Source organism: Chryseobacterium vietnamense, from assembly GCF_031454475.1.
Classification (GTDB): Bacteria; Bacteroidota; Bacteroidia; order Flavobacteriales; family Weeksellaceae; genus Chryseobacterium; species Chryseobacterium vietnamense.
Window position 1 is genome coordinate 1 of the sequence record NZ_JAVDQX010000007.1, and the last position, 25,317, is coordinate 25,317.

The following is a 25,317-nucleotide window of genomic DNA, read 5'->3' on the forward strand; positions in this document are numbered from 1 at the left end:
ATAGATAATAGATAATAGATAATAGATAATAGATAATAGATAATAGATAATAGATAATAGATAATAGATGCGCGTAGTAAGCAATCATCAATTATCACTTATCATTCATGTTTCTCCCTAGCCCCGATAGCAATGGTTACCCCGCAGCAGGGGTGTAGGCCCTCCGGCTTCGCGCATAGGAAAGCACTAGGTGCGAGGAGTATGAATGAATAGCGGGAAAAAGCTCCTGAAATTTTTAGATTTCTGTTATATTCTAATCTACAGAAGTAAACGAAAATACACAGTCTTTATGCTGGCTGATATTTTTTGATTTGTAATTCACTTTATTCAATTACCGGAGATTTTTTGTTTTTGTATTTTGAAAATTGTGTAACTTAGTAGAATTAAAACAATTACAAATTTAAATATATATAGTATGAAAAAACATTTATTCCCTCTATTTTTACTGTTATTAGGTGTGAATGCACAAGCACAACAGGATTTCTTTGCGATTACAGGAAAAGACACTCAGAGTATTACTTTCAATGATTTTCGTGCCATTGATGGGACTAATGGAACATCAGGAGAGAAGTTTTTTACAGCTGATTCTTCAGCAAAAGTATTTTCACAAACGAGAAAAGGTGTTGTAGCAGAAGACAGAAATTCTTACAATCATTCTCAAGCCGTGACATTAGCAGCTCTTGCATATGATTCTTCGAATAACAATCTGGTTTATATGCCTATGTTTTCTTCAAATATTTACGTTTTGAATCCGAAGACAAAAGAAATCACTTTAGTGGAAAATAAAGTGGCAAGAGTATCATCATGCGATATCAATTCTCATATTACCAGGATGGCAACCGGATATAACGGAAATATTTATGCTGTAAATAATGCGGGAACACAGTTTTTGGAAATAAGAAAAGAAGCGGGACAATATATTGTAAATGATCTTGGAATTATTAAAGATGATGCTTCTAATGGCCGAAATTCCTTTACTGCTATGGAAACCGGTTTCGGAGGTGATATGATTGCTGATGCAGATAATAACTTCTATGTATTTGCTGCTTCAGGGAATGTCTTTAAAGTTGTGACAAAGGATTTGAAAGCTAAATTTATAGGTAAAATTACGGGGATTCCTGATAACTATTCAGTAAATGGTTCTGCAGTAAATGCTCAGGGTAAAGTTGTTGTAGCAAGTGCAAAAGGAGGAGCTTTATATGAGGTTGATCTGGTAACATTGCAGGCTAAGCAGCTTCCGGGAGAACAGGGACTTCATATTTATGATTTGGCAAGTAAATATTTTGCTAATGATAAATCTTCAACGGTTAATACTCTGGCTACAAATCTCGATATTTATCCAACAAGGGTTGATGAGCACTATATCAACGTTCATGTTAACAACAATGTAAAAGGTACCATTAAATTGAATATCTTTGATATGGCAGGCAAAAATGTAATGACTCAGAGCTTATCTGTAAAAGATAGCTCATTGGATGAAAAAGTATACCTTAAAGGATTGGTGACTGGAGCGTATATTGTAAATATTGCTGATGAATCCGGAAAAATAATATTCAACAAGAAGATTCTGGTAACGAGATAATAGTGTACTGTGAATCATCATATAACAACCTTTTCAAATTGTTTTGAGAAGGTTTTTTAATGATTATTTGACATCCAATAAGTTTTATTTTTCGATATTAAAATGTACTTTTATAAAAAAATATAGATGAAACTATACTTTAATGTAGGATATATTGTAAATGCCGGAGAAAATTTGCAGCTGGTATTTGGTGAAGAGGAGAATACCTTACATATCCATACTATGTTTTATGCGGAGAATGGTCTATGGAAATGTGAAGTAGACTATTTTTCAAAATCCATTTCCTATCATTATCGAGTTGTGAACGAAAAAGGAGATGTATTGAGGGAAGAATTCGAGGGGCATCATTTGAGCTTTCCACACAATTATAAGGAGTTTATCATTTTTGATGAATGGAATAACAAAAACTTTCCTGAGAATTATTTAAATAACAAAATTCTTTATAATAAACTACACGATTTTATTCCTGAAAAAGTTACGGTTTTAAAAAAGCATACCCATCTCTTTAGGATAGAAGCTCCTATTTATAATCCGGATTGGAGGATTGTTCTTTTTGGAAGCACGGCGTCTTTAGGAAACTGGAGCTATGATAATGTTGTTCATCTGAATCAGACAGATTTTGGAATGTGGGAAACTTCTGTTGAAATCCCGGAGAATGAATTTATCCAGTTTAAATATTGTATTTACGATACTAAAGAAAATAGGGTTATCGATGTAGAGACCGGCGAAAACAGATTTACAGTTGCCAATCCAATAAGTGATGTGCTGCAGGTGGTCTCCAATCATTATTTCAGATTTAAAGGATATCAGATGTATCATGATGCTGGAGTGGCAATTCCTGTATTCTCTCTGAGAAGTGAGGATGGATTTGGAGTTGGAGAATTTACAGATATTAAAAAACTGGCAGATTGGACCAAAGAAACCAATCTGGGAATTATTCAGATTCTCCCGATCAATGATACAACTGCTAATTACTCATGGACGGATTCCTATCCATATGCCGCAGTGTCTGTTTATGCTTTGCATCCACAATATATTTCTTTAGAAAACCTTGATTATTCTTTACCGAAAGAATTAGTTAATGAGTATCTGCTTGAAAAAGAGAAGTTAAATGCATTGGACCTGATTGATTATGAAAAGATGATAGACGGTAAGTGGAAATATCTGACCGCTGTTTTCAACAAAGAAAAAGACAAAATCTATAAAGACAGGAACTTCAGGAAATTTATCAAGGATAATGAATATTGGCTTGTTCCTTATTCTGCATTCTGTGTTTTAAGAGATAGATATAAAACACCTAATTTCAACGAGTGGAAGACCCACAAAAAATATATTGCAGGTAAGATCTCACAGTTTTTTACGACGAAAAATAAAGATTATGATACCTCAATGCTTCATGCCTGGGTACAATATCAATTGCATGTACAGCTTAAAGATGCTGTTGATTATACCCATAACCTGGGAGTTTCGTTGAAGGGAGATCTTCCCATCGGAATTTACAGATACTCAGTAGAAGCATGGACAGAACCGGAATTATTCGGTATGGATTTCCAGGCAGGCGCACCTCCTGACCAGTTTACAGAACTTGGACAAAACTGGGAGTTCCCCACTTACAATTGGGAAGCAATGAAAGCGGACGATTACAAATGGTGGAAAAACAGATTCAAAGCATTGGAACAGTATTTTGATGCCATGAGAATTGACCATATATTAGGGTTCTTCAGAATATGGAGAATGCCGATTTCTGCTGTACAAGGAATTTTAGGGTACTTTTATCCGGCTGTTCCTATTGTCGTGGATGAATTTAAAGCGTGGCAGATTCCGTTCGATTTTGACAGATATTGTAAGCCTTTTATCAACAATAAGATCTTATGGGATAATTTCGGAGAAGAAAGCGCAAAAGCTCTTGAGTTTATGAACCGTAATGAAGACGGTACTTATACTTTCAAGGAAGAATTTGATACCCAGAGAAAACTTGTTAACTTCTTTAAGAAAAAATCATACGGCTCTCTTGAAGAGAAACTGGTTTCCCTTTGTGCCAATGTTTTGTTTTTAACAGAGGAAAGAAATGGGAAAACAGTTTATCATCCGAGATTCAATGTTTACAATACAGAATCTTATAAATACCTTTCGGAAGCAGAACAAAAGAGTATTTATGACCTCTACCATGATTACTTTTTCAGAAGACAGGACCATTTGTGGTTTGAAAAGGCCATGGAAAAACTTCCGGTCATCCTGAATGCTACCAAAATGCTTATTTGCGGTGAAGATCTTGGAATGGTTCCTGCCTGCGTTCCCATAGTGATGGATGAATTGGCTATTATAGCACTTAAAGTACAAAGAATGCCTTCTGATAATATTCCATTCTATAATCCTAAGAATGCAAATTATATGAATGTAGTGACAGCATCCTCCCACGACAGTTCAACATTAAGACAATGGTGGAAGGAAGATCCTGTACTCACACAGAAATATTACAATCAACAATTAATACAGTATGGAAAATCACCCGAAGATCTCAATCCGCATCTTGCAGAGATCATCATGAAACAACATCTGTATAATGAGGCTATGCTTGCTATTTTCCCGATTCAGGAGTTCCTTGCCACAGATGCAGAGCTTACCAATAAGAAAATGGATAACGAAAGGATCAACAATCCTGCAGTTTTCCCACATTACTGGCGCTACAGAATGCACATCAACCTTGAAGACCTGAAAGAGAAGAAATCTTTCAACCAAAAAATTGCTCATTGGATAAAAGATAGTGGAAGAGCGTAAATTTAACATCTGATTATCAATTAGTTAAAAATATTTTGAAAGAAGCTTAATCTTATGATTTAACTTCTTTTTTTTATTTATATCAAAAAGATAGAATTAAGATATTCTGCTATATATTAACCAATTAACGACTATAGAAATGAAAAAAATATTTTTGGGATTAGCTATTGGGTTAGGCGTTTTGACGTCGGCTCAGCAGTATCCGAATAATGGTTGGGATGATGATGGTTATTATCAGAATGAGGGAGGTTATTACAGTGATGAAGATGACAGAAATTATTTTCCTGACGATTATTATTACAATTATCCTCAGGACTATTATCCAAGTAATTATTACCAAAGCTATTATAACGACTACAGAGGAAGTATTATTAATATCGACTGGAACGGATTTTTCGTTCAGAACAGATTAAGCAGATGGCAGGTAGACCAGATTATGAGATTGAATAATCTGTATGCAAGTTTTAGCTCATGGAATAATTTCTACAGATATAATCCGGACAGATGGTATTATGACAGGTTTTATGCCTTGGAAAGAATTTTAGGACCAAGAGTATTCGTGGTTTTCCAGAATAACTATTACAGAGGTTCCAGCCCAATAGTTTATTTCCAGAATTACAGAAGAACCTATTATGTACCGAGATATACGGTAATGCCGAGATATAGAAATATTAATATCAATATTTACAGGGTAGACCGATCAAGATTCCGAAGAATGGATAATCCTACTTTCGATATTGTCAGAAGAAGCAGCAGACCGGATAACGGTTTCAGAAACACGGGAAACCATGGAAATTCAGGTGGCTTCCGGGGAAACAATGGAAATAACAATAATTCCGGTTTCAGAAATGATAATAACGGCGGTTTCAGAAATAGTAATGGAGGCGGTTTCAGAGGGAATTCTGATAATGGAGGAAACAGAGGAAATAATGATAACGGAGGCTTCAGAAATAGCAATGGAGGTGGCTTCAGAGGAAATAGTGAAGTAAGAAGAGAAGCTCCGAAACGAGAAGATAATGGTGGATTCAGAGGAAACAATGGAGGAGGTTTCAGACAGAGATCTGAAAATTCTGCACCAAGACAGGAGAGCCGTGGGAATAGCGGTGGCGGTTTTAGAGGCAGTTTAGTAAGGAATTAATTTTCATATATTATATTTAAGTGGTGTGAAGGACAGGTTTTTATAATCTGTCCTTTTTTTTGTTCTTTTATTGATTTATTTTTATTAAAATTTAACATTATTTATGAATATGTTAGTTTAACTTGTGTTTTAATTCATAATCAAAAAGGTATACTAACAAAATAACAATTAATTAAATTTTAAAAAGATGAAAAAATTAGTTTTAGCAATAGCATTTATCGGAATGGGAAGTTTTGCAATGGCGCAACAAACTACAACTCCACAAGACAGACAGGCAAGAGCAGTTGAAATGAAGCAGAAAATGGAGCAGAGACAGCAGGAACGTCTGGATCAGATGCAAAAGGACCTTAATCTTAACCCATCTCAGGTAACACAGATAAAGGCTCTTCAAGACAAAAGAAAAGCTGAAATGAAGGCTGAGTTCGACAAAAATAAAGTAGACAGACAAGCTAAGATGCAGGAAATGCAGGCCAAAAGAGCACAAATGGATGCAGATATGAAAAAAATCCTTACTCCTGATCAATATGATAAATGGCAGGCTGACAGAAAAGCTAAAGCAGAGAAAATGAAAATGGCTATGAAAGAAAGAAAAATGATGAAAAAGTCGATGAATACAGGAACTGCTGAAGTAAAATAACAGTTTGTAATTTTAGTTTTTTAATGTGTTAAGGATGGATGGTTTTCCATCCTTTTTGTATTAATTTTCTTTAAAACTTTTGATTTCGGGCTTTTATTCCCTATTTTTGACTATAAATTTAATACTTATGGTTAGCGAAAAAATTGCAAAATTAATTAACGAACAAATTGCCCACGAACAATACGCCGCTCAATATTATCTTTCAATGTCTGCATGGTTTTCCGGAAAAGATCTGGATGGAATTGCCAACTATTTCAGAGTACAGAGCAAAGAAGAATTGATGCATGCAGACAAAATGTTTGATTATTTGAATGATGTAGGAGGAGAAATTATCATCGGAGAAATTCCAAAACCTCCACACGAGTTCGAAAACGCGACAGATATTTTTGAGAAAGCATTAGCACATGAGAAAGTGGTAACTAAAAGTATTTTCAATATTGTAAAAAATGCAAACGATGAGGGAGATTTTGCAACAACATCATTCCTGCAGTGGTTCATCAACGAACAGGTAGAAGAAGAAGCGAGTGCTTCTCAATACGTAACAAAAATCAAAATGGTATGTGATAATCCATCCGCATTATATCTTTTTGACCAGGAATTGTCACAGAGAGTATTTACTCCCAATACAACCGCTTAAGATTGAAAATTCTTCAAAATATAAAACCGTTATCCTCAGGAATAGCGGTTTTTTTTGTTAAAACAATAGAGCTATTTCCTATATGGCTGCCTCTGGATTCTCACAGCGGAAATAAAAACCACCGCTCCCAATACAAAACTTAGAAATAAAGAGTTGGCTATGTTTTCAGCGGGCATATAATGATGCCCTTCTGATGTAACGGGCGGATCTAAACAATCGACAATATTGTAAGTGACCACTGTAGTACATAACATGATGATCAGACTTATAAAAAAGGAGTTTAAATATATTCTCATGGTTGGTTAGTTGTAATCAAAATATAATCGGAGACTATATAATTATATTCATCTTAGAATAAAAATAATAAAACCTTTTCATATTTTGAAAGATTTTTTACAAAAATTGTATAGTAATGTTTTGTAAATGTTCAGATTATAGATAAATGATCTGAGTTTTGAGTACTTTTTTGCCCAAACGTTCAAGAATGTTTTTATATCCTTCTACCTGCGCTTCATCCTTCGCTTTTTGTTCACCGGTTTTGAAATCTACAATCATATAACCTTCTTCATTCTTCAAGATACGGTCCGGCCTGAAGATATGGCTTTCTCCTCTTTCAGAGATCATAATATCTTTCTCGTTGATCACTTCCCATTTTTCATCAAAGAATTCTGCATATTTTCTGATAATTTCCTGCAGCGTAACCTGTATCTCATTTTTCTCCTCCAGTGTAATCTGTCCTTCTAAAGCATAACCATCCAATACCTTCACGATGTCATTTTCTGTATTGATCTTTGATAAAAGTTCGTGAACAAATAGCCCGATTCTTACCTTTTCATTTCGCACCTGATAGTTTTTTGAAGGCGTTGCAATCTTGATAGAAGTACTTTTTTCATTAACATTCTTCAGGTTCTGAATATTCTGCGTTTTAAAAGAGGAACTTTTATCTTTCGAATATTTCCTAAGCATTTCAGGATTCACTTCATAAACATCAAACGCATCAGCCTGTTCAGGATTTTTTGTCTGAAGGAATTCCAAAAGCTCAAGATTATTGGAAGTTTTATTCGCTTTTTGAAGATAAAAAAATAATTGTTCAACAGGTCTTGTCGTCGCTACATACTGAAGACATAATCTGTCAATCAGGTTTTTATAAGAATTTTTAGTGTTGAAAAACAGAATTTCATCATCGTAAGCTTCCAGGTTTTTGCTGAATTGATTAATGTTGACCGATTTTAAAGCTTCATTCTCATTGGTATCAAACCAGTTGGTGAACTCACTGTCCCGATTCTTATTCATCATTGGGATAAAAACAATGGGAAATTCCAGTCCTTTAGACTTGTGGATGGTCATGATCTGGACAGCATCAATATTTTCTGAAGCCTGAATGGTATAGGAAGCAGCTTCTTCATCCCAGTATTTTAAAAACTCTTTGGTACTGGCACCTGCATTCTGCGTAAAGTTGAAAAGCATTTCCAGGAAGTTCAGTAGAAAGTCTGTTTCTTTATTTTCGACAGAGAATTCGTTGATATAATATTCTATAAAATTGTAAAGATTGAATCTCGGGAAGTTGTCCTGTTTAAGCTGCAGCGAATATTTTTGCTGAATAAACTGCAGAATTTCTTCGTGGCCTTCAATATCCAGAATTTCTTTCATTCCTAAAGTAAAATCCGGCATATGAATTTTTCCCAACGTATTCAGATGATACATCATCATGATCAGGCAATGTTTATTCTTTGGATTAAGCTCCCAGCGAAGAAATTCAATAACCGCCTTTAACGTATTGGAAAGTTCCAGAGTAAGACCTTTATCTGAGATCGTTTTGATATTGGTTTCTTCTCCTTTGTAGTTTACCTTTAAACTTCCCAGTTTTTGAGAATAGCTGAAAATATCAAAATTTCCCCGGCAAAGAATAGTGATGTCAGAAAACTTGAAACCATTATCCAGACATTCCTGAATATCTTTCTGCATTCTTTCAGAAGTATCGGTATAAAATTCTTCATTCGTAAGATTTTCGATTAGGTTAACCTTAACACGTCCATCCTTTTGGGATTTTGGATTTTGCTCAGCGTCTGCCCCGAAAATATTTTGATGCTCTTCCAGGAGTCCTTCAGAATGGAAACGGTACAACTCGTTGTTGAATTGTACAATGTTTCTGGCACTTCTCCAGTTGTCTTTTAATACCAGAAGATCAGCTTCCTTTGGTGAAAATTCCTTTTTGTTAATGATATCCAGCATCAGTTTACTTTCGCCGCCACGGAATCTGTAAATACTCTGCTTGGGATCTCCCACCAATGTAAATGAGGTGTATTCGGTAGAAACACTGTGATCTCTTAGCGGAACAAAATTCTGCCACTGCAGTTCTGAGGTATCCTGAAACTCATCAAAGAAATAATGCTGAAATTGTGAACCTACTTTTTCATAAATAAATGCTGATGGTTCATTTTTAAGATTTTCATTGATCAGAATATTAAACTTGGAAAGAAGGACAAGATCATTTTCCTCTTCAATTTTTTGAAGCTCATCCTGAATATCCTTATTTACCTTTAAAGGAAGAAGTGCAGACAAAACTTTCTCTTTCTTTTGAGTCTCAATATACAGAATGATAAGTTTCATCCGGTTGTCCAGAAGCTGATCCAGAATTTCAAAAATCTCAGATTCTTTATGTTTTGACTTTGAAGACGCTCCCTTTCTGTAATTGTTGATCACAGACTCTTCCTGAGTTGTAGGAAAAGGAAAACCGGCTCTCTTCTGTTGATAAAAATCTATAACCTTTGTGAAGAAGCCTCCGATTCCGTTTTTACCCTGAGCAAAATCCTCAATATCAATATTTCTTGATTTGAATAACTCAATGGAACCGGCTGCCAGTTCTGCAGACTGTTTTTTATTGAGAACAATCTCTTTACGCAGCGCATTCTTTATATTCTCATAATTGGCATCGTCAAAACTTTTATTGCTTTTCAGATGCTCGTAGTGAATATCCTTTACAAATTCCTTCGCAGAATCATAAAGATTTTTGTTAAGATTGATTCTTTCATTGTTTTCGAGACTGTAATCTACATAATCCATGAAAGAATTGGAGATCGTTTCATTTTCACCAATCTGATCCAGCATTTTATCTACGGCCTCTATCAGAAACGGCTCAGCTTCAATTTCAAGATTAAAATTTTTAGCCAGTCCCAATTCATAGGAAAAACTTCTTACCAGTCTTGAGTTAAAACGGTCAATCGTTCCGATATTCAGTGTAGAATAATTGTGGAGAACGTAATCCAGCAGTTTTTTAGAACGTTGATGAAGGTCATCAATGGTAATTTTCAGACCCTGTTCTTCAAATGCTTTCTGAATATTTTTCAGATCTGTATTTTCAGCATAATCTTTAGCTGAAAAATTCCCCAACCACGATAAAATTCTTTCCTTCATCTCATTCGCTGCCTTATTGGTGAAAGTCAGGGCGAGAATATTCCTGATCGACTGCTGTTGATTAGGATAGCGGAGACAGATCATCAAAAGCCTTTGTACCAGGGCATATGTTTTCCCGGATCCGGCAGAAGCATTGATGACTGTGTAAGAATTTTGCATTGTTGAAAGAGAATTGAGACTGCAAGTTAGCTAAAATTTAAAAGAAATTTTAACAATTTAATCAGCTGATTTAACAGTTTAGATGGCAAAAATTAAAAAGAAATATTAAAACGCGTTAACTGTGGTTAAACTTATGGGATAAATTAAAAATAATTTTAGCTTTGCTTTATAAAAAATAGCCCGTGAAACTCAAACTATTCTTTTTCTTATCCTTTATTCTTTTTATCCATACCCATGCCCAAAGTTATATATTTGGTAAAATTATTTCCGAAAATGGTACTGAAATGCAGGATGTGAATGTTGTAAATATCAGAACCGATGAAATAGTAGTTTCAAACCGGGATGGCCATTTTATGATTTCCGGAAGACAGGGAGATGAATTACGTTTTATAAAAGCGGGTTATGAACGTCTCACCAAAATAGTTTCTCAGGAAAATACACAGTCTCCTATGAATATAAGTCTTGTACGCCAGACCATTCAGATTCCTGAGGTGGAAATAAAACAAGGGCTTACAGGAAACCTTAAAATTGATTCGAAACTTTATAATAAACCCCAAAAGGTTGAAAAACTGCTCAAAGATATGGATCGGTATATTGCTCAGAAATCAGATCCCAGAATACTGGCCGCAAAACCCGGAGAATTTGTACAGCCGAAAGGGGAAGGTTTTTTTATAGGGAAAGTGAAAAATAAATGGGATGATGTAGATTTAATGAAATACATCAGAGCGAGCCTTGGTGATGATTATTTTACCAATCTTAAAATAGAAAAACCTCTGATAGACCATTTTATTTATTACGTTTTTGCAGGTGGTTTTGAAAGGAAAAAAATTCTGAAATATGGATTCTGCAGTGATGCGGATCTGAACAGATTTCAACGTTTTGTCCTGACAAGAATTTCATCCTATCGTGCTCCACAAACTCAAAGATAATATGAGAACAAAATATATCAAAAGAGTTTTATTGTTTGTGCTTTTTTGTATCGCATCAGAATTATGGGGGCAACAAAAAATATCCGGGAAGGTAATTACAGGTGATGAACTGGATTTAGCACCTGCGCTCGTTGTAAATATTTCGGAAAATAGAAGTGTACTAAGTGATATGTCCGGCAGATTTGAAATCGAAGCCAAAGAAAATGATGAGATCAGATTTGTAAAAGAAGGGTATTATCGTGTTGATAAAAAATTGACCAGAGAAGAGATCAATACTCCGTTCAATATTATCCTGAAGAAAGTGGAAATTCAAATTCCGGAGGTTAAAATTAAGTACAGACCTACCGGAAATCTGGCAAAAGATAATCAGCATTATAATGAATCCAGAAAGCTTCAGAGTTTAAAATCTGATATGGAGGATTATATGAGAAGTCCGTTGATTGAACCCTTACCCAATAATACCACATCAAAAACTTTTACCGGACATGATTTTAATGTGGGCCAGGTAAATCTGTTTGGCGTATTTAATGCTGTATCGGACCTGGTAAAGAAGGCAACAAAACCTAAAATTACCAAAGCGAATTACATTGAAACCCAGGATTTCCTCAGGAGAGTAAGAAATGAAGTGAATCTGAATTTCCTGAAGAAATACGGAATGGATGAAGAACAGATTGAAGCGTTTCTTCTTTATGCGGATAAAACGCGTTCATTGGCGAAAAAATACCGTAAAGATTTTAGTGTCAGTGTCATTGAATATGAACTTAAAGTTGCCTTTGGGGAATACAGTAAAACACATCCCTTAGAAGGAACTCGGGAATAATATATATAAATTAAAAGTTGGCTTATATCACTGAAAATATTGAAATATCACAGAGAAGAATTTTTCTTTTCCTGATGCTTCTTTGCAGTACTTTTGTTTTGTCTCAACAAAAAGTAACGGGACGGATAGTGGATGACAATGGTGAAAATCTGAGTAAGGTAATCGTGATTAATATGGCTACTGATAAGAAAGTATATTCTGATTCCGAAGGTATATTTTCTATTGATGCCAATTCTAATGATGAATTAAGATTTGTAAAAGAAGATTTCAACAGAGTCTCCAGAAAAGTTCTTACCAATGGTACCAACTTGCCTCTGTATATTACGCTTCGCCAGATTCCGAGAGATGTGGGGGAAGTAAAAATTGTAAAAAAACTCACCGGAGATCTGGAAACAGATTCCCGGATTGTAGCTAAAGTAGATAAAGGAGAGCAGGTAAGAGATGCCGTTGGCCTTCCGCAGCCGGTAGGAAAGATGAGAGAGAAGCCGGCAGAAGTGAAAAGTGTTCTTTTACCCATACTTTTTGGAAGCCTCAATGTTCAGGGAGTGTATGATCTGATTAGCGGGAAAGCCCGAAGGCAGAAAAGACAATACAGATATGATGATCTTCAGGAACATATTACCTGGGTCCGGGACAGAATAGATGATGAATATTTCATCAAAGCCGGAATTCCTGGTGACAGAATTTCAGAATTTATTCAGTTTTCATTTTTAGCAAAACCCCAGGTACGAACTTATGTAAAAGCAAGAAATCTTTCCGGTGTGATGCTGAGGCTGGAAGAAACAGCTCCTCTTTTTATAGAGCGATTAAAACAGAATCAAAAGTAATTTAAATGTTAATAAATTCTTAAAATATTGGAATAGAAATTGATACAATAGTAAATAACAATCCAAATTCACAAATTTTATGAATAAAAACATTTTTGCAGTAGCTATTGCAGCATTAGGTTTTATCGTTGGTCTCGCATTTTTAGGAAACGCAATTAAAAACAGAAATAAATCTGACAATACCATATCTGTAACAGGTTTAGGAACCAAACAGTTTACATCTGATCTGATCACCTGGTCCGGAAGTTTTTCCAAAAATAATGTGGATCTGAAGTCTGCCTATGATGAGCTGGCAATGGATAGAAAAGTAATCAATGACTATCTGCTGTCAAAGGGAATCCAACAGAAGGAAATCGTATTTTCTTCGGTAGATATTCAGAAACAGTTCAGAAGCTATAATGATTCAAACGGAAATTATGTTCAGGGTGAATTCTCCGGTTATAATCTTACCCAAAAAGTTTCTATTGAAAGTAAGGAGGTAGGAAAAATTGAAAACCTATCCAGAAATATTACCGAAATTATCAACCGCGGTATTGAATTCACTTCTTCTTCACCCGCTTATTTCTACACCAAACTGGCTACAGTGAAACAGGAAATGATTGCCAGTGCAACGAAGGATGCCAAGGAACGTGCTGAAAAAATTGCAGAAAACTCAGGAAGCAGCCTTGGAAATCTTAAAAAAGCAACCATGGGTGTGATTCAGATTACAGCCCCCAACTCCAATGAAGATTATTCTTACGGCGGAACTTTTAATACTTCATCCAAAGAAAAGGAAGCCAGTATTACCATCAAACTGGAATATGAAGTAAATTAATATAAATATCAGTAAAAGAAAAACGCCGGAAAGTTATTCCGGCGTTTTATATTTAAGCATAAATAATTTTATGAATCTCTTTTTTAGCTTCCTCTACATTTTCAGGAGTGTAGTTGGCAAGCAGCCATAAGTTCAAAGATTTTTTTCCTTCACCATAACTAGGCTGTACATGGTTGGTGTCAATCAGACTGAAATTATTTCTCTGATAAAAAGAATACCGTCTTGAAGCATCCTCACTCAATTCTGCAGGCTCAATTTCCAGGATAATACTTGGATAACTTTCCGATAAATGATTCATAATGTGAGATCCGAGTTTTTTACTTCGGAATGCTTCAAACACTTCAAAATGTTCTACGAAAACAAAAGAATCCAGTTTCCATAGGATGAGGTATCCAATAGCTTCAGATTCGTGGATAACAGACATGAATTCTACATAAGGATTTGAAAATAAACTTTCAAACTTATCTTTATCTCTTTGTTCGTCTGCAGGAAAAGTGGTAGTATAAGAAGTATAGATTTCCTGAACTCTACGATCTTGTGCGGAAGTAATTGGTGAAAATTCCATAATTTATAAATCAAAGACACTTGGTCTTCTGGTGATGAATATATCTTTAATCCAAAGGGTGAATGCCAATCCTAAGTAGATCAGAAAGAAAAAACCTGCCGTTGCAAAAGTAGAATAAATAAAGAAAATTCTCAATTTAGAAACAGGAATTCCCAGTTTGGCACCAGTTCTTGTCAGTACACCAAACCACTCTCTTTCCATTTTATGACGGATATTACTCAGCATTTCCGGATTGTTATTTAATAGTTTAATCTAATACTCAAAGTTAAGGATTTTTTTTGATACATTTTTTGCCTGATTTTATCTGTAAAATCATTCTTGTCCGGTTACATTAAAGAATAATTAACAGGTCGCTCCTCTGGAGCTATAATTTTGAAACAAATACGTCCTATTAACAGTCAGCACCCGCTGGAGCTGGATTTGAGCCTATCGGGATCTGCTGTTAGTAGAAAAAATGAAGTCTCTGTAAAAAATAAAGCTCCCTAGGAGCGATCTGTTAATTCATGCTGTAAATATTTTCAATGTATTTACTTTTTATCGGATAGTAATGCTGTAGAATATAACTATTCTTTTAAAAGTTTGAAACCGATAGCACAGGATAAACAGTTTTTCGGCTCACAGCAGGTTTTATGATGATAAATAAGACTTTGACTTTCCAGCGCATTGGTAACCCGCACCCCAAGTTTTTTCCAGCTTGTAATGATGGTGTTTTTCTCTCCCGCAATAGACCTGTAAAGCTCAATAATGTCATCTGCAATCTCTTCCTGATGATATTTGTAATAAGCATATTGTAAGGGGATTACCGTGTTTAAAATAAGAAGATCTACAAAATCTCTACTCAATGTTTTAGGCTGTACTTTGGAAATGCTTCCGAAATTAAAATGAAAATCCCAATACTCAGAGGCTTTTATAGAGTGGAAAATACTGTACAGCTGTTCCAAACTTCTCGCTTCCATAATTTTTGAGAATAAGTTCTGATGTTTGTAAAGGTCTGCCAATTGAGACAATCGGATAGTTGGGAAATTGGGTGGTCTTAATCTTAAAAACTTAGGATGAAGCTTTACATCAGAAATGGAAAATTTGCTTTTAATGAAATCAAATTCTCTTTTCCATATTTTCATCTGGCCATCCTTAGGAATTTCCAGCCATCCTGAAATTCCATATAACAAGGCTTCAAGCTGCAGAGGATTCTGGCGGATTTTATTAATAATACTGTAATCTACACTTTCTGCAATCTGCCGGAAAATTGCAGCATTTACTTTTAACCCGAATGAATAAGCAAAACTGTGGAATAAGACGGCCTCAAAATTATTTTTATATTGATGTAAACTCTGTTCAAGTTCTAAAGATTTTTCATCCAGTTTTTTTAGTATACTTTCTTCATAAAAGTTGACAGGCATTTTTTTTGGGTCAAAAATCTTTTCGCAGGCAATAAATTCGTCTCCATTAATAAGTTTCTCGTACTTCCAGACGATATTTTCATCAATATAATTTTGCAGTTCCAAGGTTGGAACCTGCTTTCCGGTAAGTTCATGAATTTCTATGTCGTGTTGAAACACCACATGAAGAATGATATTGCAATAATTGGGGTCCTGGGAATGATTGTGGAAAATCCAGTCTGAAGAGCGTACATGCAGTTCTATATTTCCTGCGAGAAGTAAGCCGTTGATTTTGATTTTAGCATCAAGAAAATCGGGTCCTGCATTTTTATTCCATTTTCCGAAATTTATGATCTCAACGGAATTTCCTTCAATATCCTTGAAGTCAAAATAGGTGAAAATCTTATAGTTCCAAAGATATTGAAGTAGTTTTTCCGTCATAAGTGTGACGTAAATATAATAGAAATATTATACTTTCGTCAGCTCCTTATTAAAATTTTCTATAGTTGTTCTATACATTTTCTCATAGATAGGAAGAATGTTTTTCAAATCGAACTTTATTGCCTGATCTTTCGCGTTTTGCTTCATTTTGGCTAAAAGTTCATCATTACTTAACAGCTTGATGGTGTAGTTACTCATGGCTTCCACATTTCCGATTTCAGCCAGATAACCTGTTTCTCCCTGAATATTCACCTCAGGAATTCCTCCTGCATTGGAACTGATAACCGGTGTATACGCTGCCATGGCTTCCAAAGCTGCAAGACCAAAACTTTCCTGTTCAGAAGGCAGAAGAAATACATCTGAAAGCTGTAAAATTTTATAAAGATCATTTACCTTTCCTAAAAGACGGATTTTGGAAATAAGTTCCGGATTTTCTTCCAGAAACTGATTTACTTTTTCCATGTCAGGACCTTCACCAATAATGATGAGCTTGGATTTAACTTTTCTCTCCACATTTTTAAAGATCTGCAGGACTTCGTCTACACGTTTTACCGGACGAAGGTTGGATACATGGATCAGAATTTTTTCATCCGGATTGGCAAACTGTGTTCTCTGGCACTCAGAGCAGTCATCGAATTCAGAATTATCAATAAAATTGGTAATCACCTGAATGTCTTTTTTGATATTAAAAAACTGAAGAGTATCTTTTTTCAGACTTTCAGAAACTGAAGTAATCGCATCAGACTGATTGATCGAAAATTCTACCGCATGTTTATAACTTGGGTGCTGACCTACAAGGGTAATATCTGTTCCATGCAAAGTAGTCACCAACGGGATATCATTATTATCTTCCTTAAGCATTTGTTTTGCTGTAAAAGCAGCATACGCATAAGGAATGGCATAATGTGCGTGAAGAAGATCCAGTTTGTAAAGATTGACAACCCTATAGATCATCGAACTTAGCGCAATATCATATGGCTGGTACTGGAAAAGAGGATAGGTCTGAACATTTACCCTGTGAAAGAAAATATTCGGGTTGGTAATGTCTAATCTTGCTGGAAGTGCAGAACTGATGAAATGTACCTCGTAGCCTTTATTGGCAAGAGACATGCCTAATTCTGTTGCTACAATTCCGCTTCCTCCATAGGTAGGATAGCAAAGTATGCCTATTTTCATTAGATTATTGTTGTTTTAATTTTGTATTATTTGGTGTTTGTCTGGGGAGTTGTATTAAATTCTATACCCATTCCCGGTTTTAACTGGTCATTAACCAATACCGGAAGTTTTCCCCATATTTTTGTTTTTCCGTTTAAAGCATCTGCAGCTGCATTCATAGAATCGTCATTGTTTTCATAAGAAACAAGAACTGTTGAAACTTTTGAGATATCAATATCCTTTAATGCATAAGCACTTCCGAATACATTCAGAATAACATTCTGGTTTTTGGTAAGATCAGAAAGTATTTTTTTGGATTCTGCTGATATTTTATAAGGCTTATAAGCTGTTGAATTGTCTTTGTGGAAACCTATGATCACTGTAGATCCTGCCGGAATAGTTTTAATTTCCCCGGCTTTTTTAATGATAATATTGTTCCCCAATCTGTTGGCGAAAGTCTGGTAAGGAGCTTCTTCAAGAGGAACATAATAAATCTGTTTTCCTTTAAGAGGCAATAATTTCTTTTCATCCTTTAATAAAGTCAATGCATTGGAGTAAAGATTCTGTACCAATTGGGTGTGAGAATCATTATTTAAATCCTTATTGATGTTTTCAGGGTTTTTAGGAGTGTATTGGGTAAGACCAAGAAAATATTTGGTTAACAAGATCTTTTTCACACTTTCTTCCACTCTGGACTGTGGAATTTCTCCTTTATCAATAGCTTTTTGGATCAGTTTTTTACCTTCAGAAACGCCTTGTGAGAAAAGCATAATATCATTTCCTGCTTTAAAAGCCATAGCATCCAGCTCGCCCGGTTGGTATTTATTGGCTACAGCGCCCATATTTAAAGCATCTGTAATAATTAAACCTTTATATCCTAATTTATCTTTCAGTAATCCTGTAATAATGTTTTTAGAAACAGAAGCAGGAATTCCCTTTCCTGATTCTAAGCTTGGAACATATAAATGAGCAACCATTACACCACCGATTCCTTTATTCATCAATGCTTTGAAAGGTGCCAGTTCTACGGCGTCAAGCCTTTCAGTACTGTGAGAAACTACAGGAAGATCAAGGTGAGAATCTGTGCTGGTATCTCCGTGTCCCGGAAAGTGTTTGATAGCCGCTAAGATATTGTTATCCTGAAGACCGTTAGAATAGGATAGGGCAGAGGTGATGACATTATCCACTTCAGATCCGAAGCTTCTGTTACCGATAATCGGATTATCAGGATTGGTGTTGACATCTACTACAGGAGCGAAATCCCAGTTGATTCCCATTCTGCGGCAGTCTTCTGCAATTTTTGCTGCCATCTGATACACAAGATTTTTATCCTGAATAGCACCTAATGTCATAGCCCATGGAAATTTGTGAGCTGTAGCAATTCTCTGATATATTCCCCATTCTGCATCCATTCCGATCATTAAAGGAACTTTAGACTTTTGTTGAAATTCGTTGACCAGATTGATTTCCCTTGCGGCATCGTCCTGCATTAAAATCAGACCGCCTATTTTATCATTCGTAACAATATTTCTAACCTGGCTGATATAGTCTTCTCCTCTATTGGTATATAATGCCACAATAAAAAGCTGTCCTAGTTTTTCATCCTGAGAAAGATTTTTATAGGTGGTATCAACCCATTGCTGAGCCTTTTTCAGATCTTCCTTAGAAGCATTTTTGGGCTGATACTGGGCTTTCACGTTAGGGCTTATCAGTGCGACAATAAAGAGTGAAGTATATAATAATTTCTTCATGACTTTTTTGAATAAGAACAAAAATACAATTAAAAAAGTGAGGAAAACAAAGTTTTTGAGATTTTTGGTATATGATTTGAATACGCAATATAAATAATAACTAAACTTTACTAAAAATGAAAAAAATACTTCTCTTCTTATTCCTGGGTGCTGTAGGTTTTACCGCTTATAGCTGTGATAATAGTGATGATGTTGTGGTACAAGGTCAGGATAATGATACGTATTCAACAGCTTATGATATTATTCCAAAATTTAATAAACAGGATAGCTATACATATCATTTTGATGACGCATTTAAAAGTCCTTTACTTGAATCTGATGTAGTTCTGATTTATTTACAGACAGGTCTTACCAATAATAATTCTCCAATCTGGAAATTGCTTACTTATACAGAATATCCTAACAATGGTGCTGATAAAGTTGAATATTCATATGACTTCAGTAAGTTTGATATAGGAATTGATGTGAGATCAACTACTGGAGTTAACCTTGATAATAATCCAGTATATTACACGAACAAAAAATTCAGAGTAGTAATTGTTCCTGCCAAAACTGGTACATCTAAGAGTGCAGCAGCTGCTGCAGTTGATTATTCAGACTATAATAGTGTAATCAAATATTACAATATTGATGAGTCTAAAATCAAGACTAAATAATTTAGAAATATCTTTTCAGTTTTTTATAATTAAAAAAGTCCCGGGAGAAATTCTTCCGGGGCTTTTGATTTTTTTATGATAATTGGTTAGCAGCCTCCTCTAAAACCACATGGTAAATCTGGGTCTGGCGTAGTAACCCTAGGTGGTACTACATGAGAAGGATCAAATGGTTTTTTTATCACTTTTATTTTATAAAGAAACATAGTAAAAACATTTTTCGGGATATAATCTGAAATTCTATTTTCTGAACGCTCTGGCATGAAATAAATTATCATTGCATTTTTGGGCTCAGTTATAGAAAAGTTGTAAGTCAGTTCTTTTATATCCCTTAATGGTTTTGTTAATATTATTTTTTGATCTTTATGGTAATTTCTGTTGAGAAAACCAGAGGGTTGAACAAAAGGTCTTTCTGCACAAGGATCGACTCCTTTAATTTCAGGACTATTACTTAGTTCTATGCCAACTGTCGGGAAACCTTCACTTTTATTAATATCATACCTATCGTCGTCCAGATGAAACTCATTGTGTTTTGTTTCATAAATGGAATCTTCAAACCAAGATGTTAGTATAATTTGATAAGTAGCATTTCCCTCAAATGGAAATTCAATAGAAAGTGCGCTTTAAGTAGGATCATTAATAATTGTGGTCTGACCTCGGCTGCTACTAATCGTTTAAGGACGATTCGAATTTTGTAGTCTAATTCCTTTCCATGCCAATGATTTATTAGGTCTTCCATACCCTCTAATTTGATAACCATATTGCTCGATAGGATTAGGTCCAAATGCTCGTGTTGTTGAATAAATGCCCTCAAAAACTTCATCCTCATATGGACAGCCTCCACTAGAAACTTGTATTGAACTTGCGATTTCTATATCCATTAAAAGAGCCTCTCCTCCATTTAAAGCTGACATTCTACTTGACATTGAAGACAAACCTTCTTTAGTTTTTAAGTTTTGTTCTTCAACTTCAGAATTAATTAAATCATTGCTATTTGCACAGCCAATTAAAAATAGAGAAGAAATGACGAATAGTGTTTTTTTCATAAAATTATAATTTCATCGCAAAGATAAAACTTTATAAAAAACACACTAATTGGTGAATTGTTATAGAAATGGAATGTTCTACTAATTTCAGTAATTAAAAAGCTCCAAAAAAAATATTTCTTGGAGCTTTTTATTATATCTTTTGGAAAATTAATTATCATTGTCATCAAGAAGATGCCCAAAGAAATCTTTTTTTGTCTGCAGGTATCCTTTGCTTATTTCGTTCGCAGGAATCTGTAAGGGTACTCTTGAATTAAGGTGAATATTGCTGTCTACAACATATTTTACCTTTTCAGGATTATTGGTGAGAAGGTTGATATCTTTTACATCCAATAGATTAAGAATTTCAATGGCTACGCCAAAGTTTCTGTCATCTGCAGGAAGTCCCAGTTCAAGATTGGCCTGTACAGTGTCCAAACCTTTTTCCTGCAGGGAATATGCCTTCAGTTTGTTGATGATCCCGATGTTTCTTCCTTCCTGGCGAAGGTAGATGATAATTCCACCGTTTTCATGGATGTATTTCATTGCAGCATCCAATTGTTGGCCGCATTCACATTTTTTTGAATGGAAAACTTCTCCCGTAATACATTCTGAATGGAAACGAACATTGACCGGTTTTGAAAAATCTGTATTTTCAGCAACAATGGCCATATGCGGCATCCAGTCATTTTCGTTTTCGGAGAAAGCGATCATTCGGAAAGTGCCGTGCTCTGTGGGAACATTGGCTTCCGCCTGAATTTTAATCATTGATAGTTCAATTAATTTTTAACTTCCTGGCAAAGTATCTTCAATAACAGAAATATTGGTTTTTAAACGCACCAGATATCTGTTGAGAACTTCATCGTCATCTCTGTCAAGATTTTGCCTTAGCTTTTGAATTTTTTTATATGATTTTTCGAAGCTTTTAAGGGCTCTGCTTTTTCCTGCAGAATTGCTGGCATCAATAGCATATAAATAATTCTGAAGACTGTATTTCAAGCTGGTAATCTCCTCATTTAATCCGTTGTTTTTAAACTTGGGAAAAGTAGAGATCATATTTGAAATTTCAGAAGCATTGACATTCTGCTTGATATTGATATTAAAATTCTTCTTTGAGCTTCTGTCTGAATCAGACCCTTTAGCATCACTATAAAAATTATTTGACAACGGAGAAAGATTAAGCTTTTCCGTTGCACAGGAAGATGTTAATATGATAAGTACTCCAAAGAAAAATAGTCGTTTCATTTTTGTTGCCCTTTTTGATAAAGGATTGGGTTAAGACTTTCATCGTTGTACATTTTCATTTGTTTGTACACTTTCATCTTAACATTACCGTTTTCAATATCAGTAAGCAACTGATCTATAGAAGTTGACAGGTCTTCTTTCTGAGTAAGCAGAACATCCAGTTTAGCCTGGCAATTGTTTCTGTGTTCTTCAGAAGCAGATTCTCTATTAGCTTCTAACGACATATGATAAACCTTTAATGCAAGAATTGATAGCCTGTCTACTGCCCAAGCGGGAGTTTCTGTATTTATTTTTGCTTCAGGTTTAGGAGTTATATTTTCAAACTTATTAAGAAACCAGCCATCAATATATTCTACCAGATCAGTTCTTTTCTGATTGGAGGCGTCTATCGTTCTCTTCAGTTGAAGAGCTTCAGCCGGATCAATATTTTCATCTCTAATTATATCTTCCAAATGCCATTGAACGGTATCAATCCAGTTCTTTGCATACAAAATCCGTTCCAAACTATCTTTTTCGAACGGGTTATTAATTAGAGTGTTAACGTCATCAGACACGTGATAGTCTTCAATAGCTTGATTGAAGACTTTCCATGCAGTCTCAGTAAATTTCATTAATTCTACGGAATTTTAGTTGCTGGAAGAATTGTTATTGTTGGAAGCCGATTTGTTGTTTTCAGAACCTGGTTTGTCTTCTTCTTTTACTGCATCTTTAAATTCCTTGATTCCTGAACCTACTCCTCTCATTAATTCCGGAATCTTCTTTCCTCCAAAAAGTAATACCAAAAGTATTGCTACGATAAGGATGTGTTGCCAAGATAAGGCAAGTATTGTTAGTGTATTCATCTCTTAAAATTTTTGCAAAGTTACACTTTTTTTAATATGAAATCCAACCTAATGGATCAACTGGTGTACTTCCGTTCCATACTTGGAAATCAAGTGTATAAGCACCATCAAAATCCTGAGCTATTGTACCTACCGGAGTTCCTGATGAAACCTGCTGTCCTTTGGAAACACTTACATTTCCTAAGTTGGAATAAATGGTAAAATAACTTCCGTGTTTGATGATTACTGTTTTTGTTCCGTCATTGTTGGCTAGAACTGAAGATACTGATCCCGGATACACGGATTTTGCACGCGTACCTGAAGGAACGGAAATTTTGATCCCGTTATTTTCTTCAGTAATATTTTTGAAAACAGGGTGTGGCTGTCTTCCGAAACGGTGAGTAATTTGTCCGGCTCTGTCTGCAGGATAACCCAGTCTTCCTCTGTTATCTGCAAAGCTGTTTCCAGTAGCGGTGGAAACTCCGTAGCTTGTCATGGCTTTGGTCTCAGCTGCTTTTTTCTCTTCTTCTTTTCTTTTTGTAAGAGCGGCTTCTGCTGCTCTTGCTGCAGTTAATTTATCAGCAGCTTCTTTAGCTCTTGCATTCGCCTCATCTGAAGCTTTTTTAGCGGCTACTCTTCTGGCTTCATCTCTTGCATTGGCTTCTGCTTTTGCAGCTTCTTCATTACGTTTTCTTTCTTCCTCAGCTCTTTTTGCTGCAAGATCTGCTGCTCTCTTAGCTTCTGCTTCTGCAAGTCTTCTTTCTCTTTCAAGGGCCTCTGCTCTTGCTTTAGCTTCCGCTTCAATTCTTGCTTTTTCTCTTTCAGCAGCTAATTTTGCTAAACGTATTTTTTCTGCTTCTGCTTTTTTTCTGGCTTCTTCTTCTGCTTTGGCGATTCTGATTTCTTCTGCAATAATAGCTCTGATCTGCCCTTCCAATGCTTTAGACTGAACTTGCTTCTGCTTAAGTTCAGCCGTCAGTTTAGATTCGTTTTTCTTGAAATCAGCTACCAGTTGTTCTTTCTGGGCTCTTTCAGCATTGATTGTTGCCAGATCTTTTTGCTGGTTAACCAACAGATTTTCCTTCGCTTTTACAGAGTTTTGTTTTTGGGCGATGGTTTTTTTGATGAGGTTAGCGGCATCTGTGATTTCAGCTGCTTTTTTATCCTGGTAGTCTGAGTATTGTTTCAGATATTGAACTCTTCGTATGGCTTCTCCTAAATTTTTAGCAGAAAGTATAAAAGTTACTTTGTTCTGTACTCCTTTGTTTTTATAAGCATTCACCAAAACTTCAGCATAGTTTTTTCTTAAAACGGCCAGTTCTTTATTCTGACGGTTGATTTCCAGCTGACGTAAATAGATATCATCTTCAATGAATCTTTTTTCTTTCTGCGTGTTGTTATAAACCTTTTCTCTTAATACCAATTTTTGGTTGACATTAGAGAGATAAGCTACGGAAAGTTTAGATTCACTTCTGGTTTTGGCTAAATCGGTATTTATTTGTGCAATTTGTTTTTTAAGTTCGGCATTCTGCTTTTGCAGCTGTTCTTTGGTCTGCTGTCCCTGATGCAGTCCGAACATCAAAACACCTATTAAAAAGCTAAATTTTTTAATCATTTAATCTCAATTTTCTTATAACTGGATGGTACAGAATAAGGTGTTTCCATCCTCGAAAAGTCAAATTTCGTATTTTCCATTAAAATCTGACTAGATTTTGAGCCTTTTATAATTATTTTAACATTTTTCGGAAGGCGTATTCCTTCGTATTCATTCCAGTCGCTGTAAGAAACATCCAGCTCGTCTGAAGACAAAATATCTTTTAAATTGACATTTAATAAATCGTAATTAGTGTCGTATTGAAGGGCTATTTGATATTCCCTGTTTTTTTCATCCGTCACAATTTTCTGATTGATGTTAGAAACCATCTTGAATCCCTGTGCGTTTTGGGTCAGGGTAAACTGTTTGTCATTAATTTTCACAAAAGTTCTTCCCATTAATATTTTTTCCAATGATTTATAATCAATGAAATTAACGTTCAGTAAATTATTAAGATAATCAAAATCGGAATCTATATAGGTTTTATTGATCTTGTCCTGTCCTTTTATCCCTTCGGGAGTGGCGATACCTCTGGCTGCATTAATAAACAAAGCTCTGAGATTCATCCATACCTTTTTATCATTTTCAATATAGATTGTAGCATCCAAAGTAGGAACATAGCTTCCTGTTTCTACCTTTATTTTACTGTCTATTTTAATCTGTTCGAATTTAGGCGGAATCAATACATGTTCAAAGAACGTAAATTTATCGCTTACCGGTTCGTTGACGTCTTTTGGATTTCCATTGTCTTTTGTAGTACTAATACTGTCCCGGGTATGATCTGAGTCATTTTGGGCAGTGTTGCGGGTCTTACAGGATGATAAGGCGAGAAGTAATAAAAGAAATGGGATCCAGTTTTTCATGTATTTATCTTTTAAATAAAAAATACGTTGCAATATTAACGCCAAACCACACAAAACATTTTGTGTGGCCTGATGATATGATGTTTGAGT

General features: G+C 35.2%; 23 protein-coding genes. 10 read left to right on the top strand and 13 right to left on the bottom strand.

The genetic code is table 11. The features are described from left to right. The first annotated feature begins 415 nt into the window (after positions 1 to 415). The 5 genes from J2786_RS20920 (at position 416) to J2786_RS20940 (ending at position 6,772) form a co-directional block, all read left to right on the top strand. The gene (locus J2786_RS20920; protein WP_047429067.1) at positions 416 to 1,582 is read left to right on the top strand and encodes a T9SS type A sorting domain-containing protein; all 1,167 of its coding nucleotides are present in this window, start codon (positions 416 to 418) and stop codon (positions 1,580 to 1,582) included. 126 nt (positions 1,583 to 1,708) lie between these two features. After that, complete coding sequence (locus tag J2786_RS20925) at positions 1,709 to 4,360, top strand: 4-alpha-glucanotransferase (protein WP_310026635.1); 2,652 nt, start codon at positions 1,709 to 1,711, stop codon at positions 4,358 to 4,360. A gap of 139 nt (positions 4,361 to 4,499) precedes the next feature. Continuing rightward, entirely contained in the window at positions 4,500 to 5,498 is a 999-nt protein-coding gene (locus J2786_RS20930) for a hypothetical protein (RefSeq protein ID WP_047429072.1), read from the top strand. A gap of 187 nt (positions 5,499 to 5,685) precedes the next feature. Then, on the top strand, positions 5,686 to 6,135 hold the full coding sequence (locus J2786_RS20935; RefSeq protein ID WP_047429074.1) for a DUF4890 domain-containing protein: 450 nt from the start codon (positions 5,686 to 5,688) through the stop codon (positions 6,133 to 6,135). Positions 6,136 to 6,262: 127 nt separating this feature from the next. After that, positions 6,263 to 6,772 (top strand): ferritin, encoded by a 510-nt coding sequence (locus tag J2786_RS20940; protein WP_047429076.1) that lies wholly within the window; start codon positions 6,263 to 6,265, stop codon positions 6,770 to 6,772. A gap of 432 nt (positions 6,773 to 7,204) precedes the next feature. On the opposite strand, the gene J2786_RS20945 is transcribed toward J2786_RS20940, so the two are convergent. After that, positions 7,205 to 10,345: a UvrD-helicase domain-containing protein gene (locus J2786_RS20945; protein ID WP_047429079.1), complete on the bottom strand. Its 3,141-nt coding sequence runs from the start codon at positions 10,343 to 10,345 to the stop codon at positions 7,205 to 7,207. Positions 10,346 to 10,527: 182 nt separating this feature from the next. Between J2786_RS20945 and J2786_RS20950 the strand changes: the two genes are divergently transcribed. The 4 genes from J2786_RS20950 (at position 10,528) to J2786_RS20965 (ending at position 13,735) form a co-directional block, all read left to right on the top strand. Then, positions 10,528 to 11,274 (top strand): hypothetical protein, encoded by a 747-nt coding sequence (locus J2786_RS20950; RefSeq protein ID WP_047429081.1) that lies wholly within the window; start codon positions 10,528 to 10,530, stop codon positions 11,272 to 11,274. A gap of 1 nt (position 11,275) precedes the next feature. After that, positions 11,276 to 12,094: a hypothetical protein gene (locus J2786_RS20955; RefSeq protein ID WP_047429083.1), complete on the top strand. Its 819-nt coding sequence runs from the start codon at positions 11,276 to 11,278 to the stop codon at positions 12,092 to 12,094. Positions 12,095 to 12,111: 17 nt separating this feature from the next. After that, positions 12,112 to 12,921, top strand: a complete 810-nt coding sequence (locus tag J2786_RS20960; RefSeq protein WP_226798766.1) for a carboxypeptidase-like regulatory domain-containing protein — start codon at positions 12,112 to 12,114, stop codon at positions 12,919 to 12,921. Positions 12,922 to 13,000: 79 nt separating this feature from the next. Further along, positions 13,001 to 13,735, top strand: a complete 735-nt coding sequence (locus J2786_RS20965; RefSeq protein WP_047429084.1) for an SIMPL domain-containing protein — start codon at positions 13,001 to 13,003, stop codon at positions 13,733 to 13,735. Between the two features lie 52 nt (positions 13,736 to 13,787). On the opposite strand, the gene J2786_RS20970 is transcribed toward J2786_RS20965, so the two are convergent. The 5 genes from J2786_RS20970 to J2786_RS20990 all read right to left on the bottom strand — a co-directional run bounded on the left by J2786_RS20970 (position 13,788) and on the right by J2786_RS20990 (position 19,026). Continuing rightward, the gene (locus J2786_RS20970) at positions 13,788 to 14,300 is read right to left on the bottom strand and encodes a GNAT family N-acetyltransferase (RefSeq protein ID WP_047429086.1); all 513 of its coding nucleotides are present in this window, start codon (positions 14,298 to 14,300) and stop codon (positions 13,788 to 13,790) included. Between the two features lie 3 nt (positions 14,301 to 14,303). Next, positions 14,304 to 14,525, bottom strand: coding sequence for a PspC family transcriptional regulator (locus J2786_RS20975; RefSeq protein ID WP_034695702.1), 222 nt, complete (start codon positions 14,523 to 14,525; stop codon positions 14,304 to 14,306). A 338-nt stretch (positions 14,526 to 14,863) separates the two neighbouring features. Further along, complete coding sequence (locus tag J2786_RS20980) at positions 14,864 to 16,120, bottom strand: DUF2851 family protein (RefSeq protein ID WP_047429088.1); 1,257 nt, start codon at positions 16,118 to 16,120, stop codon at positions 14,864 to 14,866. Positions 16,121 to 16,147: 27 nt separating this feature from the next. Beyond that, positions 16,148 to 17,296, bottom strand: a complete 1,149-nt coding sequence (gene bshA / locus J2786_RS20985; RefSeq protein ID WP_047429091.1) for an N-acetyl-alpha-D-glucosaminyl L-malate synthase BshA — start codon at positions 17,294 to 17,296, stop codon at positions 16,148 to 16,150. A gap of 26 nt (positions 17,297 to 17,322) precedes the next feature. After that, on the bottom strand, positions 17,323 to 19,026 hold the full coding sequence (locus tag J2786_RS20990; RefSeq protein WP_052186890.1) for a glycoside hydrolase family 3 protein: 1,704 nt from the start codon (positions 19,024 to 19,026) through the stop codon (positions 17,323 to 17,325). A gap of 116 nt (positions 19,027 to 19,142) precedes the next feature. On the opposite strand from J2786_RS20990, the gene J2786_RS20995 reads away from it, so the two are divergent. Then, complete coding sequence (locus J2786_RS20995; protein WP_047429092.1) at positions 19,143 to 19,682, top strand: hypothetical protein; 540 nt, start codon at positions 19,143 to 19,145, stop codon at positions 19,680 to 19,682. Between the two features lie 671 nt (positions 19,683 to 20,353). Here J2786_RS20995 and J2786_RS21000 read toward each other — a convergent pair. The 7 genes from J2786_RS21000 to lolB1 form a co-directional block, all read right to left on the bottom strand. Then, on the bottom strand, positions 20,354 to 20,725 hold the full coding sequence (locus J2786_RS21000) for a hypothetical protein (RefSeq protein WP_310026648.1): 372 nt from the start codon (positions 20,723 to 20,725) through the stop codon (positions 20,354 to 20,356). Between the two features lie 150 nt (positions 20,726 to 20,875). Then, entirely contained in the window at positions 20,876 to 21,472 is a 597-nt protein-coding gene (ribA, locus tag J2786_RS21005) for a GTP cyclohydrolase II (protein WP_034695719.1), read from the bottom strand. 18 nt (positions 21,473 to 21,490) lie between these two features. Beyond that, positions 21,491 to 21,949, bottom strand: coding sequence for a hypothetical protein (locus J2786_RS21010; protein ID WP_047429096.1), 459 nt, complete (start codon positions 21,947 to 21,949; stop codon positions 21,491 to 21,493). Continuing rightward, positions 21,946 to 22,560, bottom strand: a complete 615-nt coding sequence (locus tag J2786_RS21015; protein ID WP_034695722.1) for a DUF4254 domain-containing protein — start codon at positions 22,558 to 22,560, stop codon at positions 21,946 to 21,948. The genes J2786_RS21010 and J2786_RS21015 overlap by 4 nt, the downstream gene beginning before the upstream one ends. 15 nt (positions 22,561 to 22,575) lie before the next feature. Continuing rightward, entirely contained in the window at positions 22,576 to 22,791 is a 216-nt protein-coding gene (locus tag J2786_RS21020; RefSeq protein WP_047429099.1) for a Sec-independent protein translocase subunit TatA, read from the bottom strand. 31 nt (positions 22,792 to 22,822) lie between these two features. Further along, positions 22,823 to 24,385 (bottom strand): peptidoglycan DD-metalloendopeptidase family protein, encoded by a 1,563-nt coding sequence (locus tag J2786_RS21025; RefSeq protein WP_047429101.1) that lies wholly within the window; start codon positions 24,383 to 24,385, stop codon positions 22,823 to 22,825. Continuing rightward, positions 24,382 to 25,227 carry a lipoprotein insertase outer membrane protein LolB1 gene (lolB1, locus tag J2786_RS21030; protein ID WP_047429105.1) on the bottom strand — a complete coding sequence of 282 codons (846 nt, stop codon included), beginning with the start codon at positions 25,225 to 25,227 and terminating at the stop codon, positions 24,382 to 24,384. The genes J2786_RS21025 and lolB1 overlap by 4 nt, the downstream gene beginning before the upstream one ends. Positions 25,228 to 25,317 lie beyond the last annotated feature (90 nt).

What these genes read in the sequence shown, in the direction of transcription:
- bshA (WP_047429091.1), bottom strand. Translation starts at nt 17,296, where the DNA reads ATGAAAATAGGCATACTTTGCTATCCTACCTATGGAGGAAGCGGAATT.
- J2786_RS20975 (WP_034695702.1), bottom strand. Translation starts at nt 14,525, where the DNA reads ATGCTGAGTAATATCCGTCATAAAATGGAAAGAGAGTGGTTTGGTGTA.
- J2786_RS20990 (WP_052186890.1), bottom strand. Translation starts at nt 19,026, where the DNA reads ATGAAGAAATTATTATATACTTCACTCTTTATTGTCGCACTGATAAGC.
- J2786_RS20995 (WP_047429092.1), top strand. Translation starts at nt 19,143, where the DNA reads ATGAAAAAAATACTTCTCTTCTTATTCCTGGGTGCTGTAGGTTTTACC.
- J2786_RS20970 (WP_047429086.1), bottom strand. Translation starts at nt 14,300, where the DNA reads ATGGAATTTTCACCAATTACTTCCGCACAAGATCGTAGAGTTCAGGAA.
- J2786_RS20925 (WP_310026635.1), top strand. Translation starts at nt 1,709, where the DNA reads ATGAAACTATACTTTAATGTAGGATATATTGTAAATGCCGGAGAAAAT.
- J2786_RS21000 (WP_310026648.1), bottom strand. Translation starts at nt 20,725, where the DNA reads ATGAAAAAAACACTATTCGTCATTTCTTCTCTATTTTTAATTGGCTGT.
- J2786_RS20935 (WP_047429074.1), top strand. Translation starts at nt 5,686, where the DNA reads ATGAAAAAATTAGTTTTAGCAATAGCATTTATCGGAATGGGAAGTTTT.
- lolB1 (WP_047429105.1), bottom strand. Translation starts at nt 25,227, where the DNA reads ATGAAAAACTGGATCCCATTTCTTTTATTACTTCTCGCCTTATCATCC.
- J2786_RS20955 (WP_047429083.1), top strand. Translation starts at nt 11,276, where the DNA reads ATGAGAACAAAATATATCAAAAGAGTTTTATTGTTTGTGCTTTTTTGT.
- J2786_RS20940 (WP_047429076.1), top strand. Translation starts at nt 6,263, where the DNA reads ATGGTTAGCGAAAAAATTGCAAAATTAATTAACGAACAAATTGCCCAC.
- J2786_RS20945 (WP_047429079.1), bottom strand. Translation starts at nt 10,345, where the DNA reads ATGCAAAATTCTTACACAGTCATCAATGCTTCTGCCGGATCCGGGAAA.
- J2786_RS20980 (WP_047429088.1), bottom strand. Translation starts at nt 16,120, where the DNA reads ATGACGGAAAAACTACTTCAATATCTTTGGAACTATAAGATTTTCACC.
- ribA (WP_034695719.1), bottom strand. Translation starts at nt 21,472, where the DNA reads ATGATTAAAATTCAGGCGGAAGCCAATGTTCCCACAGAGCACGGCACT.
- J2786_RS21010 (WP_047429096.1), bottom strand. Translation starts at nt 21,949, where the DNA reads ATGAAACGACTATTTTTCTTTGGAGTACTTATCATATTAACATCTTCC.
- J2786_RS20920 (WP_047429067.1), top strand. Translation starts at nt 416, where the DNA reads ATGAAAAAACATTTATTCCCTCTATTTTTACTGTTATTAGGTGTGAAT.
- J2786_RS21020 (WP_047429099.1), bottom strand. Translation starts at nt 22,791, where the DNA reads ATGAATACACTAACAATACTTGCCTTATCTTGGCAACACATCCTTATC.
- J2786_RS21015 (WP_034695722.1), bottom strand. Translation starts at nt 22,560, where the DNA reads ATGAAATTTACTGAGACTGCATGGAAAGTCTTCAATCAAGCTATTGAA.
- J2786_RS21025 (WP_047429101.1), bottom strand. Translation starts at nt 24,385, where the DNA reads ATGATTAAAAAATTTAGCTTTTTAATAGGTGTTTTGATGTTCGGACTG.
- J2786_RS20965 (WP_047429084.1), top strand. Translation starts at nt 13,001, where the DNA reads ATGAATAAAAACATTTTTGCAGTAGCTATTGCAGCATTAGGTTTTATC.
- J2786_RS20930 (WP_047429072.1), top strand. Translation starts at nt 4,500, where the DNA reads ATGAAAAAAATATTTTTGGGATTAGCTATTGGGTTAGGCGTTTTGACG.